We start from the raw sequence: 14,016 nt of genomic DNA, 5'->3' as shown, positions 1-14,016 counted from the left end.
CAGACATGCGGCGTTCGGGGCGAGCAGCTCTCTCGGTGCTCTGCAGCAGTGCGGTGCTGCTGACGGTCACTGCCTGTGGTGGTGACGACAGCAGCGCCTCGGGAGGCGATGACAGCACGATTACCTGGTGGCACAACTCGAACAACGAGCCCGGCCGGGGCTTCTACGAGCAGGTGGCCGAGGACTTCGAGAACGACAACCCCGGCGTGGAGGTCGAGGTCGTGGCCATGGCCCACGAGGACATGGTCGACCGGCTGGCGGCCGCTTTCCAGAGCGGCGACCTGCCGGACGTGTACATGGAGCGCGGTGGCGGCGAGCTCGCCGACCACGTGGAGGCCGGACTGGTCCGCGACCTCACCCAGGAGGCGGACGAGATCATCGACAAGCTCGGCGGCACCGTGTCCGGTTGGCAGGTCGACGGACAGACCTACGCGCTGCCGTTCTCCCTCGGCGTCGTCGGCTTCTGGTACAACACCGAGCTCTTCGAGCAGGCCGGCATCAGCGAGCCGCCGGCCACGATGGAAGAGCTCTACGCGGCCATCGACAAGCTGAAGGCCGCGGGCATCACGCCCATCTCCGTCGGCGCGGGCGACAAGTGGCCGGCCGCCCACTACTGGTACTACACGGCGCTGCGGGCCTGCGGCCAGGAGGTCCTCGAGGATGCGGTCACCAGCCTCGACTTCACCGACGAGTGCTTCGTGACGGCCGGCGAGGAGCTGCAGAACCTGATCGAGACCGAGCCCTTCAACCCCGGCTTCCTCACGACGCCGGCGCAGGAGGGGGCCACCTCGGCCTCCGGCCTGCTCGCGTCGGAGCAGGTCGCGATGGAGCTGGCCGGCCACTGGGAGCCCGGCGTGATGCAGGGCCTCACCGATGACGGCGAGGGTCTGGGCGAGAAGACCGGGTGGTTCGCGTTCCCGGCCATCGAGGGCGGCGAGGGCGACCCCGATGCACAGCTCGGCGGTGGCGACGCGTGGGCCGTCTCGACCGACGCCCCGGACGCATCGGTCGACCTCGTCAAGTACCTGCTCTCCGACGACGTCCAGCGGGGCTTCGCGGAGAACGACATGGGTCTCCCGACGAACCCGGCCGCGACGGACGCCGTCTCCGACCCGGCGCTGGCCCAGCTGCTCGAGGTCCGCGACGCGGCGCCCTACATCCAGCTCTACTTCGACACCGCCTTCGGGGCGTCGATCGGTGGTGCGATGAACGACGCGATCGCCCTCATGTTCGCCGGCGAAGCGACGCCGGAGGACATCGTGGAAGCGACCACGCAGGCCGCCGAACTGGAGAAGTGATCCAGAGATGACCAGAGTGACCGCTGCGCCGGAGGCGACGGACCCCGGCGCAGCGGTCACCCGGGGCGGCGCACACACGTCCCGGGTGACCCGCCGCCGCCGGGGCGGAAAGCGCCGGCAGCGCCTCGAGATCCTCCTGTTCGTGACGCCGGCCCTGGCGCTGATGGCGATCTTCGTCCTCTACCCGGTCTTCTCCGCGACCCGGATGTCGCTCTACAGCTGGAAGGGCTTCGGCCCGATGGACGACTTCGTCGGCCTGGACAACTACCTGCGCGTGCTGTCCGACGACGTCTTCACCGACGCGGTCATGCACAACTTCATCATCGTCTTCGCCTCGATCGCGGTGCAGCTGCCGCTGGGCCTGGCGCTCGCACTGCTGCTCAACCGCCGCATCAAGGGGCGCGGGGTGCTGCGGACGATCGTCTTCGTCCCGTACGTGCTCGCCGAGGTGATCGCCGGCGTCGTGTGGTTCCAGCTGCTGCAGCCGCGCACCGGGCTGCTCGAGCGGATGCTGTCGTCGGTGGGGATCCCGGTCCCCGAGCAGGGGTTCCTGGGCACGCCCGACCTCGCCCTGGCCACCGTCTTCGTCGTCCTGACGTGGAAGTACCTCGGCCTGGCCGTGCTGCTCTTCCTCGCCGGGCTGCAGGGCGTCCCCGACGAACTGCACGAGGCCGCGCAACTCGACGGCGCCTCGTGGTGGCAGGTCCAGCGCCGGATCGCCGTCCCGCTCATCGCGCCCACCATCCGCACCTGGATCTTCCTGTCGATGATCGGCTCGCTGCAGCTGTTCGACATGGTCTGGATCCTCACCGGTGGTGGCCCGGCGAACGCCACGACCACGATGGTCACCTACCTGATCAGCATGGGCACCCAGCGCAGCAACTACGGGATCGCCGGTGCGGCGTCGGTCGTGCTGTTCCTCATCGGCTTCGCGATGGCGGTGGCCTACCAGGCCCTGGTGCTGCGCCGTGACACGAAGGCGGACGCATGAACCCGATGGCGCAGGCACCCGAGGGGAGGTCCCGGTGATGGCACGACGACCGACGAGGTACGGACAGGGCGGCCCGTTCGTCTACCTGGTGGCGCTGCTGGTCGTGGCGGTCACGCTGGGGCCCGTGCTCTACGGCGCCCTCGGCGGCTTCCGCACCAACGCCCAGCTGGCACGCGACCCCGCCGGGCTCCCCGACCCGTGGGTGTTCAGCAACTACACCAACGTCCTCAGCAGTCCGGCCTTCTGGCAGTACACGCTCAACTCGACCGCGATCGCCCTCATCACCACGGTGGTGGCGGTGCTCGCCGGCGTGATGGCCGCCTATCCGTTGGCGCGCTACCAGTTCAAGCTCCGGGAGCCGCTGTTCCTGGTCTTCGTGCTGGGTCTGCTGTTCCCGGCCGCGGTGGCCATCATCCCGCTGTTCATCCTCGTGACCCAGGACCTGGCCCTCGCCAACACCTGGTGGGGCGTCGCGCTGCCGCAGGCGGCGTTCGCGCTGCCGGTCACGGTGGTGATCCTGCGGCCGTTCCTGGCGGCGCTGCCCAAGGAGCTCGAAGAGGCGGCCATGCTCGACGGCGCCACCCGCGTGGGCATCTTCTGGCGGATCGCGCTCCCGCTGTCGATGCCGGCCCTGGTCACGGTCGGCGTCCTCGCCTTCGTCACCTCCTGGAACGCCTACCTCCTCCCGCTGCTCCTGCTGCGGGGCGACACGCGCACCCTGCCGCTCGGCGTGGCCGACTTCTCGACCCAGTACTCCGCCGACACCGCGGGTGTGCTGGCGTTCACCACCATCGCGATGATCCCGGCGCTCGTCCTGTTCCTCGCGATGCAGGGGCGCATCGTGAGCGGCCTGCAGGGAGCGGTGAAGGGCTGAGGACGGCAGTCATCGAAGGGCCGTCCTCGGGCGGGCCCTCGACTTCCGGCCCGCGTCGCGAAGCCCAGGGGCTCCGCCCGCGGTCAGCGGGTACGCCCCCCTGCCGGCACGGGGCCGCCTTCCACCGAGACCGACCGGCACCTTGACTGTCCGGCCTGCGGGCCCGACCGTCGAGGATTCGGACCACGAGAGGTTGCACATGACGCTCGACTCATCGCCTGCCGACGTCGCCGGCCGGGACACCGACGACGTCCCGATCCCGGTGATCCCCGCCGTCACCGTGCCGGCACTGCGCGGCCGCGTGACGATGCAGCAGGTCGCGGCGGAGGCCGGCGTCTCCATCTCCACCGTGTCGAAGGTCATCAACGGGCGGTACGGCGTCTCCGCCGAGACGGTCGACCACGTGACCCAGGTGATCGAGCGCCTGGGCTACGAGGCGAGCCTGGTCGCGCGCAGCCTGCGCAATCGCCGCACCAACGTCATCGGCGTGCTGGTCATGGACTTCGAGCCGTTCAGCACAGAGGTGCTCAAGGGGGTGGCCGACGCCATCCACGGCTCCGGCTACGAACTGATCGCCTACTCCGCCGGCGGGCACGTCGAGGCGCGCGAGGGGTGGGAGCGCCGATCGCTGACCCGGTTGATGGGATCGCTCGTCGACGGTGCCGTGCTCGTCACGCCGACCGTGACCGACGTGCAGATCGACGGACCGGTGGTGGCGGTCGATCCGCACACCGGTCCGTCGCGACTTCCCTCGGTGGCTGCGGACAACCTGCAGGGTGCTCGGCTCGGTGTGGAGCACCTGCTCGCGTTGGGACACACCCGGATCGGCATGATCACCGGACGGTCGGACCTGCTCTCCGCGCAGCAGCGGGAGCAGGGCTACCGCGAGGCGCTCGCCGCCGCGGGGCTGCCGGTGGACCCGGATCTGATGCGGTCCGGTGGCTTCGAGCTGGACCCGGCGCGGCAGGCGGCCCGCGAACTGCTCTCGCGCTCCGACCCACCGACCGCGGTGTTCGCGGCGAACGACCTCTCAGCGCTGATGACGCTGGAGGTGGCGAAGGAGCTCGGCCTGGACGTGCCCGGTCAGCTCTCCGTGGTCGGATTCGACAACATCCCGGAATCCGCGATGGCCGATCCCCCGCTGACCACGGTGCAGCAACCGATCCGGCGGATGGGGGCGGAGGCCACGGCCATGCTCCTGGCCCTCATCTCCGGCGAGGGGCTCGCCGACGCCCACCGCACCCTGGCCACGTCCGTGGTCGTGCGCGCGTCCACCGTCCCCCCGGGGAGGGCGTGACGACCGACCGGGAACATCGGCATCTGCGTCGCGTGGCCGCGGCCGACCAGGTGCCGGCCACGCCCGTGGACGGCGGCCGGCCGGGGGGTCAGAGCCCGACCAGCTCCTCCAGGGCGCCGACCTCGTGGCGGGCGAGCTTGCGGATGGTGCCCGAGCGCATCGCGCGGAGCTCGATCGGGCCGACCGCCGTGCGGGTGAGCCGGGAGACCGGCAGGTTCACGGCGGCGAGCAGGCGGCGGACGATGTGCTTGCGGCCCTCGTGCAGCACGACCTCGACGACCGACTGGCCGGCGTGGGTGTCGACCACGCGGAACGAGTCGACCTTCACCGGCCCGTCGTCCAGGTCGATCCCGGCGCGCAGCCGGCGGGCCAGGTCACGCGGCACCGACCCCGAGACCTGCGCCAGGTAGGTCTTGGGCACCGCGTAGCTGGGGTGGGCCAGGCGGTGGGCGAGCTCGCCGTCGTTGGTGACCAGCAGCAGGCCCTCGGTGTCCTGGTCGAGCCGGCCGACGTGCACCAGCCCGGGTGCGAGGTCGCCCACCATCTCGCCGACGGTGGGGCGGTTGCGGTCGTCGCTCATCGCGGTGATCACGCCCGGCGGCTTGTTCAGGGCGTAGGTGACGCGGTCGTCGCGGATCTCCAGGCGGACACCGTCGACGGAGATCTTGTCCGTGGCCGGGTCGACGCGCATGCCCTGGACCCGCACCTGCTGGCCGTTCACGGCGATCCGGCCGGCGTCGATCATGTCCTCGACGACCCGCCGCGAGGCGACTCCGGCCCGGGCCAGCACCTTCTGCAGCCGCTCCCCCTGCCGGTCGTCGCCGGGGCCGGCGGGTGCGCGGTCGCCGGGGTGCTCGGGGGCCAGTTCCATGTCCTCGGACCAGCCGTCGCCGGCCTCGGTGGTGTGCTCGTCGTTCGGGGATGCGGTGTTCATCGCCGCCCAGTCTCCCACCCGCCGGCGGCGCGCCCCGCCGCGCGCTGCCCCGACCGGGTGCGCTCCCTCCGAGGGCACCGCACCCGGAGGGGTGGTGCCCGCGGCTGGGCCGCCCCCAGGATGCGCCCATGAGCAGGACGCGCATGGTCGGCCTGGCCCTGGCCACGGCGGCGACCGCCCTCTGGGCGTTCTTCGTGGTCGCCCTCGCGGCCACGGATCCGGCCGACGGTGCGAACATCGGCGCGGGCCTGGGGGGCCTGCTGGCCTTCGTCCTCTCGGTGGCCGCGCTGATCGTGCTGCTCGTGTCGCTGCGCTCGCAGGGTGACGCATCCGGCCGCAGGCCGCGCGAGGCGCGGATCGGGGCGCCGCTGGCAATGGTCTCCCTCGTGCTCCTCGGCGCGTTCTGGGTGCGCAGCGCGTCGGTCTCGTCCGTCACGTCGGGGACCGCCGTGCTCGTCGCGCTGGGCGCCGGCATCGTCACCTTCGTGGCCTCGGCCGTGTGCTTCATGCCCCAGCGCCGTCCCCGCGCCTGACCCGGCCGTCGTCCCGCCGCCCCGGCTGCCCCCGTGTCAGGCGTCGGGGTGCTCGTCGAGGACCGTCGCGGTCTCCGGCAGCAGCGGCGCCAGCTCGGGCAGCTCGTCGAGGCCGCTCAGCCCCAGCCGTTCGAGGAACAGCGGCGTCGTCGCGTAGAGCCCTCCGCCGCTGTCGGGGTCGCTGCCCACCTCGTGTACGAGGCCCCGGCCGATCAGCGTGCGCATCACGCCGTCGACGCCGACGCCGCGGATCGCCGAGACCCGCGCCCGGGTCACCGGCTGCCGGTACGCGATGACCGCGAGGGTCTCCAGCGCCGCCTGCGTCAGGCGGCTGCGCTGGCCGTCCACCAGGTACCGCTCGACGACGGCGGCGTGCTCCTCGCGCGTGTAGAGCCGCCAGCCCTCCCCCACCCGGCGCAGCGTCATCCCGGCCGATCGCTGGTCGTAGCCCGCCGCGAGCTCGGCCAGCCCGGCGCGGACCTGGTCGGCCGAGCAGCGCAGCGCGGCCGCCAGGGTCTGCTCGTCGACCGGGTCGTCCATCACGAACAGCAGCGCCTCGAGACCGCCCCGCAGCTGCACCGGGTCCAGCAGCTCCAGCGGCTCCGGCTCCGGCTCGGGCTCGGGCACGGGCTCGGGCACGGGCTCGGGCTCGGGCACGGGCCGGGCGTCCCGGGCCGGCGCCGTCTCGTCCGGGACCACCGGCACGGGGTGGTCGTCCGCCGGCCGCTCGGCGACCCGGGCGGCCAGCTCGGCGGCGACGGCGTCCCAGGTGGTGGGGTCGGCGTCGCCGCGCTCCTCGGCCTGCTCGCGGGTGGCGGCCAGCTCGGCGGCGAGGGCGTCCCACGAGATGGGCACACGCTCGTGGTCGGGGCGATCGTCGGTCACCGGTACTCCTCGTCGGCGTCATCGGCGGGTGCGCCGGCCGGGTCGGGTACGGCGTCGCCGATCCAGCGGACGTGCAGGTCCCCCAGCGGCGTCAGCTGCTCGAACACCACCCGCTGCTGCCGGTACAGCTCGAGCAGGGCCAGGAAGCGGGCCACGACCTCGAGGGTGTGCGCGCAGTCGGCGGTGAGCGCCCGGAAGCTGGCCGTGCCCGCCCGCACGAGCTGGTTGCGCACCAGCAGCAGCTGCTCGGAGACGCTCACCGCCGGCGCGTGCAGGTGCGAGACGCTGACCGTCTCGGGCGCCTTGGGGGCCAGTGCGCGGGCGGCCAGGGCGGCGAACTGCTGCGGGGTGAGGTCCAGCAGCACCTCCGGCACCAGCTCGGCGAACCGGGCTTCCAGGCCGGCCTCCCGCGGGAACCGGCGGGCGGCGTCGCCCTCGCGCTCGCGGAGGAAGGCCGCCGCCTGCTTGTAGGCCTTGTACTGCAGCAGCCGCGCGAACAGCAGGTCCCGGGCCTCCAGCAGCTCCAGGTCCTCCTCGTCGTCGACCTCCGCGGCCGGCAGCAGCCGGGCGGCCTTGAGGTCGAGCAGCGTGGAGGCCACGACGAGGAACTCGCTGGCCTGGTCGAGGTCCAGCTCGTCGCCGAGCGCCCGCAGGTGGGCGATGAACTCGTCGGTGACCGTCGACAGCGCGATCTCGGTGACGTCGAGCTTGTGCTTGCCGATCAGCTGCAGCAGCAGGTCGAACGGCCCCTCGAAGTTGGTGAGCTTGACCGTGAAACGGGCCGGAGCGGCCCCGGCGGCCTGATCGGCCGGCGGAACCGCTCCGGTGCTCTCGCTCACGGACGCCGAGAGTAGGCGTCCGGCGCTCATCGTCCCTGGAGGCGACGGACCAGCACGGCGTCCTCGCCGCGCTCGGTCAGGTCGGCCAGCAGGACCGAGATCGCCTCGCGGACGATGCGGCCGCGGTCGGCGGCCAGGCCGTGCTGGGCGCGCAGGGTGAGCCGGGCCGTCTCCAGCGCCACCAGTTCGTCCGCGGAGATGTAGACGGTGATCTTCTCGTCGTGCTTGGTGCGCTCCGCCCGCCCGCGGGCGGGCCGGCCGCGGGTGGCGACCCTCGGCTGCAGGACCGGCGCGGGGGCGGGCTCGGCCGAGGCGCCGCGGAAGGCGGCGAGGTCGTCGGCCGGCTGGGCGCCCCCGGGCACGAGGGTCAGCGCCGCGGCCGCCTCGGCGGCGGACTCGCCGACGCGGCGGGCGGCGCTGCGCAGCGACGGGGAGCTCGCCGGCGTCGGCAGGCTCGGCAGCTCGGTCACCTCGGGGACCGAGGCGGTGGTGTCGGTGCGCCGGAACAGCTCCGACGCACCGGGCAGAACGGGCCGACGGGTCATGACGCCTCCTCGCTGGCGCTCGTCGGGACCATGCCCGTCGCTCCGTACATGTGTGCCCTCGCACGCTCGGTCACGGCGCCAGCACCTCCCTGGCGAGGTCGCGGTACGCCGCGGCGCCCGTCGACGTGGGTGCCCACGTGGTGATCGGCTGCCCGGCGACCGTGGTCTCCGGGAACCGCACGGTGCGCTGGATGACGGTCTGGAAGACGGTGTCGCCGAACGCCTCGACGACCCGGCTGAACACCTCCCGGCAGTGCACGGTCCGGGAGTCGTACATGGTGGCGAGGATGCCGTTGATCTCCAGCGACGGGTTGAGCCGCTCCTTGACCTTGTCGATCGTGTCGACCAGCAGGGCGACGCCGCGCAGCGAGAAGAACTCGCACTCCAGCGGGATGACCACGCCCTGCGCGGCGGTGAGCGCGTTGACCGTCAGCAGGCCGAGCGAGGGCTGGCAGTCGATGAGGACGTAGTCGTACTCGTCGCGGACCTCGGCCAGCACGCGCAGCAGGGTCTGCTCGCGGGCCACCTCGCTGACCAGCTGGACCTCCGCGGCGGACAGGTCGATGTTGCTGGGCACCAGGTCCAGGCCGGGGATGTCGGTCGCCACCCGGACGTCCCGGAGGCCGGTCTGCCGCTCCATCAGGACGTTGTAGATCGTCCGGTCCATGTTCTGCGCCGGCACGCCCAGGCCCACCGACAGCGCACCCTGCGGGTCCAGGTCGATGAGCAGCACCTTCCGCCCGAACTCGACCAGCGCGGCACCCAGGTTGATCGTGGACGTCGTCTTGCCCACGCCGCCCTTCTGGTTGCACATCGCGATGACACGGGCGGGACCGTGCTGGGTCAGCGGCTTCGGGTCCGGCAGCGGGCGCTGACGCGCCCGGGCCGGATCGGTCCGCAGCGCAGCCGCCCCCATCTCTGGGTCGGAGTCGTGCGGGCGCGCGACGGCAGAGGCCGCGTCCGCTCGGATCGCCATGGGTAGTCGCCTCCAGCTCGTGCCCCGTCCGGACTTTCCGGGTGCGGTCAGCCGTCCTGTCCGCTCGGGTGAGGAGAACGCTAGGAAGCTGGAGCGAGGTTCCGAAGGCGGCGCGCCGTCGACCTGTCGACATGGCGACGAATGCCAACCAGTGTGACCACTCAAGCCGAACCGGCGCCACTTCTTGCCAAATGGGCGCGGGTGACGCTGTCAGCTCAGCGCGCGTGGATGGCTGGTGGCGTACACCTCGCGCAGCCGGTCGACGGTGACCAGCGTGTAGACCTGCGTGGTGGTCACCGACGCGTGGCCGAGCAGCTCCTGCACGACGCGGACGTCGGCGCCGCCGTCGATCAGGTGGGTCGCGAAGCAGTGCCGCAGCGTGTGCGGTGAGATCTCGCCGGTCAGCCCGGCCCGCTCGGCCGCGGTGCGGAGGATCGACCAGGCGCTCTGCCGGGACAGCGGGCCGCCGCGGACGTTGAGGAACAGCGCTCCCCGCCGCACGCCGCCCGCGGCGCCGGCCGCCAGCGCCGGCCGCGCCCGGACGAGGTACTCCTCGACCGCGCGCAGCGCGAAGGTCCCCACCGGGACGACGCGCTCCTTGCCGCCCTTGCCGGCCAGGCGGACCGTGCACTGCCCCTGGTCGAGGTCGTCCACGGCGAGCCCGACCACCTCGGAGATGCGCGCACCGGTGCCGTACAGCAGCTCCAGCAGCGCGCGGTCGCGCAGCCCGCGCGGCCCCTCCAGCGATCCGGCCGCCTCGATCAGCGCGACCACCGACTCGACCGGCACCGCCTTGGGCAGCCGGCGGGCCGGCGTCGGCGGGCGCACCTGGTGCGCCACGTCGTCGGTCACCAGGCCGTCGAGCAGGGCGAACCGGTGCAGCCCCCGGACGGCGACGACCGCCCGCGCCGCCGACGTCGCCGACAGCGGGGGGTGGTCGTCGTCGCCCCGGCGGAGGGCGGCGAGGAACCCCGCGACGTCGGACTCCGCGACCTCACCGAGCCCGCGCACCCCGGCCGCGTCCAGGTACTCGGCGTAGCGGCGCAGGTCGCGCCGGTAGGACGCGATGGTGTTGGCCGCCAGGCCCCGCTCGACGGTGAGGTGGTCCAGGTAGCCGGTCACGACCCGCTCGACGTCGGGACCGGCGGACGTCGCGATCGTCAGGTCAGCACCTCCTCCAGCGGGACGGCCCCCATGCCGTGGGCCTCGGCGACCTCCGGCAGCACCACCCGGCCGTCCACGACGTTGACGCCGTGGGCGAGGGCCGGGCGCGCGCGGACGGCACCGACGGTGCCCTCGTTGGCCAGCGCCATCACGTAGGGCAGCGTCACGTTGGTCAGCGCGTGCGTGGAGGTGTTGGGGACGGCGCCGGGCATGTTCGCCACGCAGTAGAAGACCGAGTCGTGCACCCGGAAGGTCGGCTCGTCGTGCGTGGTCGGCCGGGTGTCCTCGAAGCAGCCGCCCTGGTCGACGGCGATGTCGACCAGCACCGAGCCCGTCTTCATCCGGGAGACCAGTTCGTTGCTCACCAGGGTGGGCGCCTTCGCCCCGGGCACGAGCACCGCGCCGATCACGAGGTCGGCGTCGAGCACGGCGCGCTCCACCTCGTAGGCGTTGGAGGCGACGGTCTGCAGGTGGCCCTGGTAGATCCGGTCGGCGGCGCGCAGCTTGTCGATGTCCCGGTCCATGACGACGACCTCGGCCTGCATGCCGAGCGCGATGGCCGCGGCATTCATCCCCGAGACCCCGGCGCCGATGACGACCACCTTCGCGGCGTAGACGCCCGAGACCCCGCCCAGCAGGACCCCTCGGCCCCCGTGCGCCCGCTCCAGGCAGTGCGCCCCGACCTGCGGCGCCATGCGGCCGGCGACCTCCGACATGGGGGCCAGCAGCGGCAGCGCGCCGTCGGCGGTCTGCACCGTCTCGTAGGCGATCGCGGTGGTGCCGGAGGCGACCAGCGCGTCGGTGCACTCCTTCGAGGCCGCCAGGTGCAGGTAGGTGAACAGCGTCTGGTCCGCGCGCAGGCGGCCGTACTCCTCGGCCACCGGCTCCTTGACCTTCAGCAGCAGGTCGGCGTCGGCCCACACGTCATCGGCGGAGGCGACGATCCGCGCCCCCGCGGCGGCGAAGTCGGCGTCGGGGATCGAGGAGCCCTCCCCCGCCGCCTGCTCGACCAGCACCTCGTGCCCGGCCCGCGTCAGCTCCGTCACCCCGGCCGGGGTGAGCGCCACCCGGTACTCCCGATTCTTGATCTCTCGGGGAACCCCGACCCGCATCGTCCGTCTCCTGGTCCCGGCGGGCCACTCCCGAGCGTGACGGGGTACCCCACCGCATCGTGGGCCGCCCGGTCGGGGCGGGCCTCGGCCGGAGTGTAGGCACGCCGGCGCCTCTCCCCCGAGCGCCTGGGCCGATTCGTGATCTCGGCGCTCACCCGCGGGGCCGGGCTGCCGGGCCACCCGTCGACGCGCCGCCACCCCGGGCAGCCCGCGCTGCGCACCCGCCGGACGGTGTCACCCGGGGCGGGGCCGCCCCGCAGGGCCGCTGAGGCCGCCCGCCTCAGCCGGCGTCGACGGGGCGCAGCCGCGGCGACGACGCGCGCGCCTGAGCGGCGGCGAGCAGACCCACGACGGCGGCGACGTTCCGGATGTCCCCGTCGAACACCCGCTGGACGGCGTCGCCGAGCGGCACCCGCTCGACGGTCATGTCCAGCTCCTCGTGCTCGACGGTGAAGCCCTCGGGCCGGTCGACGTCGCTGAGCCCCTCGGCGAGGTAGACCAGCACCTTCTCGTCGCAGAACCCGGGGCTGCTGTAGTGCGTGGTGAGCAGCGACCAGCGGTCCGCGGCGAGCTGCACCTCCTCGGCCAGCTCCCGCTTCGCCGTCTCCAGGGGCGGCTCGCCGTCGGCGTCGCGCAGCCCGGCGGGCAGCTCCCACAGGTAGTCCCCGACCGGGTGCCGGTACTGCCGGAGCAGCACCACGTTCCCGTCGTCGTCGAGCGCCACGACGGCCACGGCACCCGGGTGGCGGACCACCTCGCGGACGCTGTCGCCGCCCTCCGGCATGGCGACGGTGTCCCGACGGAGCTCGATCACGTGGCCGGTGTAGATCTCCTCGCTGGCGACCACCCGGTACGCGTGCGCCCCCTCCTCGGCCATCAGATGCCGACCTTCTCCGCCTCGTCCACCGGGACCGGCAGCCGGGCCGCCTCCTGGTAGTCGACCGCGGCCTGCACGAACGCCGCGAACAGCGGGTGCGGGCGGGTCGGCCGGCTCTTCAGCTCGGGGTGGGCCTGGGTGCCGACGAAGAACGGGTGCGCCTCACGAGGGAGCTCGGCGAACTCGACCAGCAGGCCGTCCGGCGAGGTGCCGGAGAAGACCAGCCCGGCCTCGGTCAGCCGGTCCCGGTAGGCGTTGGCCACCTCGTACCGGTGCCGGTGCCGCTCGGTGATCTCGGTGCTCCCGTAGGCGGCCGCGGCCACCGAACCGGGCAGCAGGGCCGCCGGGTAGCTGCCCAGGCGCATCGTGCCGCCGAGCCCGCGCTCGCCGGCGATGACGTCGACCTGGCTGGCCATCGTGGCGATGACGGCGTCGGGCGTCCCGGGGTCGAACTCGGCGGAGTTCGCCCCCTCCAGCCCGGCGACGTTGCGGGCGTACTCGATGACCATGCACTGCAGGCCGAGGCACAGCCCCAGGGTCGGGACGCCGTTGACCCGCGCGTAGCGGATCGCCCCCAGCTTGCCGTCGATCCCGCGGACGCCGAAGCCGCCGGGGATGCAGACGCCGTCGACGCCGGCCAGCGCCTTCTCGGCGCTCTCGGGGGTCTCGCAGTCGTCCGAGGGCACCCAGCGGATCTGCACCTTGCTGCGGTGGGCGAAGCCGCCCGCGCGCACCGCCTCGGTGACCGAGAGGTAGGCGTCGGGCAGGTCGATGTACTTGCCGACGAGCGCGATCGTGACGGTCCGCGTGGGGGCGTGCACCCGGTCGAGCAGGTCGCCCCAGACGGTCCAGTCCACGTCGCGGAACGGCAGGCCCAGCCGCCGGACGACGTAGGCGTCGAGGCCCTCCCGGTGCAGCACCTTGGGGATGTCGTAGATCGACGGCGCGTCGGGGCAGGAGATGACCCCCTCGGCGTCGGTGTCGCACATCAGGCTGATCTTGCGCTTGAGGCCCTCGTTGATCTCCCGGTCCGACCGGCAGACCAGGGCATCGGGCTGGATGCCGATGCTGCGCAGGGCCGCGACTGAGTGCTGCGTGGGCTTGGTCTTCAGCTCCCCCGACGGCGCGATGAAGGGGATCAGCGAGATGTGCAGGAAGAAGCAGTTGTCACGGCCGATCTCGTGCCGCACCTGGCGGGCGGCCTCGAGGAAGGGCAGCGACTCGATGTCGCCGACCGTGCCGCCGATCTCGGTGATCACCACGTCGACGCGCTCGGCGCTGTCGGCGCCGGCGAGGATGCGCGCCTTGATCTCGTTGGTGATGTGCGGGATGACCTGCACCGTGTCACCGAGGTACTCGCCGCGCCGCTCCTTGGCGATGACGTCGGAGTACACCTGCCCGGTGGTCACGTTGGCGCGACCGGACAGGTCGGTGTCGAGGAACCGCTCGTAGTGGCCGATGTCGAGGTCGGTCTCCGCGCCGTCCTCGGTGACGAACACCTCGCCGTGCTGGAACGGGTTCATCGTCCCCGGATCCACGTTGAGGTAGGGGTCCAGCTTCTGCATGGTGACGCGGAGGCCGCGGCTGGCCAGGAGCGCACCCAGCGAACTCGCCGTCAGCCCCTTGCCGAGAGAGGACACGACACCGCCGGTGACGAAGACGAACTTCGTCGGCTGCGTGTTGTGCAAGAG

Annotated in this window: 14 protein-coding genes; 5 read left to right on the top strand and 9 right to left on the bottom strand. The window is 72.9% G+C overall.

From position 1 onward, the window contains the following. Positions 1–35 precede the first annotated feature (35 nt). The 4 genes from ABDB74_RS09365 to ABDB74_RS09350 all read left to right on the top strand — a co-directional run bounded on the left by ABDB74_RS09365 (position 36) and on the right by ABDB74_RS09350 (position 4,460). On the top strand, positions 36–1,298 hold the full coding sequence (locus ABDB74_RS09365; protein WP_346623525.1) for an extracellular solute-binding protein: 1,263 nt from the start codon (positions 36–38) through the stop codon (positions 1,296–1,298). A gap of 7 nt (positions 1,299–1,305) precedes the next feature. Beyond that, on the top strand, positions 1,306–2,289 hold the full coding sequence (locus ABDB74_RS09360) for a sugar ABC transporter permease (RefSeq protein ID WP_346623523.1): 984 nt from the start codon (positions 1,306–1,308) through the stop codon (positions 2,287–2,289). Positions 2,290–2,326: 37 nt separating this feature from the next. Continuing rightward, positions 2,327–3,163, top strand: a complete 837-nt coding sequence (locus tag ABDB74_RS09355) for a carbohydrate ABC transporter permease (protein WP_346623522.1) — start codon at positions 2,327–2,329, stop codon at positions 3,161–3,163. A gap of 199 nt (positions 3,164–3,362) precedes the next feature. Continuing rightward, positions 3,363–4,460, top strand: coding sequence for a LacI family DNA-binding transcriptional regulator (locus tag ABDB74_RS09350; RefSeq protein ID WP_346623521.1), 1,098 nt, complete (start codon positions 3,363–3,365; stop codon positions 4,458–4,460). 88 nt (positions 4,461–4,548) lie between these two features. Here the strand turns inward: ABDB74_RS09350 and ABDB74_RS09345 are convergent, their stop codons facing one another. Continuing rightward, positions 4,549–5,394 carry a pseudouridine synthase gene (locus ABDB74_RS09345; RefSeq protein WP_346623520.1) on the bottom strand — a complete coding sequence of 282 codons (846 nt, stop codon included), beginning with the start codon at positions 5,392–5,394 and terminating at the stop codon, positions 4,549–4,551. A gap of 128 nt (positions 5,395–5,522) precedes the next feature. Between ABDB74_RS09345 and ABDB74_RS09340 the strand changes: the two genes are divergently transcribed. Then, the gene (locus tag ABDB74_RS09340) at positions 5,523–5,927 is read left to right on the top strand and encodes a hypothetical protein (protein WP_346623519.1); all 405 of its coding nucleotides are present in this window, start codon (positions 5,523–5,525) and stop codon (positions 5,925–5,927) included. A 36-nt stretch (positions 5,928–5,963) separates the two neighbouring features. Here ABDB74_RS09340 and scpB read toward each other — a convergent pair whose 3' ends face one another. From scpB to ABDB74_RS09300, 8 genes are all read right to left on the bottom strand, one after another. Next, complete coding sequence (scpB, locus tag ABDB74_RS09335; RefSeq protein ID WP_346623518.1) at positions 5,964–6,812, bottom strand: SMC-Scp complex subunit ScpB; 849 nt, start codon at positions 6,810–6,812, stop codon at positions 5,964–5,966. Next, positions 6,809–7,651, bottom strand: coding sequence for a ScpA family protein (locus ABDB74_RS09330; protein ID WP_346623517.1), 843 nt, complete (start codon positions 7,649–7,651; stop codon positions 6,809–6,811). The genes scpB and ABDB74_RS09330 overlap by 4 nt, the downstream gene beginning before the upstream one ends. A 26-nt stretch (positions 7,652–7,677) precedes the next feature. Further along, a complete protein-coding gene (locus ABDB74_RS09325; protein WP_346623515.1) occupies positions 7,678–8,196 on the bottom strand; it encodes a hypothetical protein in 519 nt (172 codons plus the stop codon). A gap of 70 nt (positions 8,197–8,266) precedes the next feature. Further along, positions 8,267–9,172 (bottom strand): AAA family ATPase, encoded by a 906-nt coding sequence (locus tag ABDB74_RS09320; protein WP_346623514.1) that lies wholly within the window; start codon positions 9,170–9,172, stop codon positions 8,267–8,269. Positions 9,173–9,382: 210 nt separating this feature from the next. Then, entirely contained in the window at positions 9,383–10,294 is a 912-nt protein-coding gene (locus ABDB74_RS09315) for a site-specific tyrosine recombinase XerD (protein WP_346623513.1), read from the bottom strand. Positions 10,295–10,332: 38 nt separating this feature from the next. Next, entirely contained in the window at positions 10,333–11,448 is a 1,116-nt protein-coding gene (gene ald, locus ABDB74_RS09310; protein WP_346623512.1) for an alanine dehydrogenase, read from the bottom strand. Between the two features lie 280 nt (positions 11,449–11,728). Continuing rightward, positions 11,729–12,325, bottom strand: a complete 597-nt coding sequence (locus ABDB74_RS09305; protein WP_346623511.1) for an NUDIX hydrolase — start codon at positions 12,323–12,325, stop codon at positions 11,729–11,731. Beyond that, entirely contained in the window at positions 12,325–14,013 is a 1,689-nt protein-coding gene (locus ABDB74_RS09300) for a CTP synthase (protein WP_346623509.1), read from the bottom strand. Before ABDB74_RS09300 ends, ABDB74_RS09305 begins: the two co-directional genes overlap by 1 nt. Between the last annotated feature and the right edge of the window lie 3 nt (positions 14,014–14,016).

The organism is Blastococcus sp. HT6-4 (assembly GCF_039679125.1).
Classification (GTDB): Bacteria; Actinomycetota; Actinomycetes; order Mycobacteriales; family Geodermatophilaceae; genus Blastococcus; species Blastococcus montanus.
Note: the sequence above shows the minus strand (reverse complement) of the source record. Positions and strands in the feature narration are given on the sequence as shown.

What these genes read in the sequence shown, in the direction of transcription:
- ald (WP_346623512.1), bottom strand. Translation starts at nt 11,448, where the DNA reads ATGCGGGTCGGGGTTCCCCGAGAGATCAAGAATCGGGAGTACCGGGTG.
- ABDB74_RS09345 (WP_346623520.1), bottom strand. Translation starts at nt 5,394, where the DNA reads ATGAACACCGCATCCCCGAACGACGAGCACACCACCGAGGCCGGCGAC.
- ABDB74_RS09355 (WP_346623522.1), top strand. Translation starts at nt 2,327, where the DNA reads ATGGCACGACGACCGACGAGGTACGGACAGGGCGGCCCGTTCGTCTAC.
- ABDB74_RS09325 (WP_346623515.1), bottom strand. Translation starts at nt 8,196, where the DNA reads ATGACCCGTCGGCCCGTTCTGCCCGGTGCGTCGGAGCTGTTCCGGCGC.
- ABDB74_RS09360 (WP_346623523.1), top strand. Translation starts at nt 1,306, where the DNA reads ATGACCAGAGTGACCGCTGCGCCGGAGGCGACGGACCCCGGCGCAGCG.
- ABDB74_RS09320 (WP_346623514.1), bottom strand. Translation starts at nt 9,172, where the DNA reads ATGGCGATCCGAGCGGACGCGGCCTCTGCCGTCGCGCGCCCGCACGAC.
- ABDB74_RS09350 (WP_346623521.1), top strand. Translation starts at nt 3,363, where the DNA reads ATGACGCTCGACTCATCGCCTGCCGACGTCGCCGGCCGGGACACCGAC.
- ABDB74_RS09340 (WP_346623519.1), top strand. Translation starts at nt 5,523, where the DNA reads ATGAGCAGGACGCGCATGGTCGGCCTGGCCCTGGCCACGGCGGCGACC.
- ABDB74_RS09305 (WP_346623511.1), bottom strand. Translation starts at nt 12,325, where the DNA reads ATGGCCGAGGAGGGGGCGCACGCGTACCGGGTGGTCGCCAGCGAGGAG.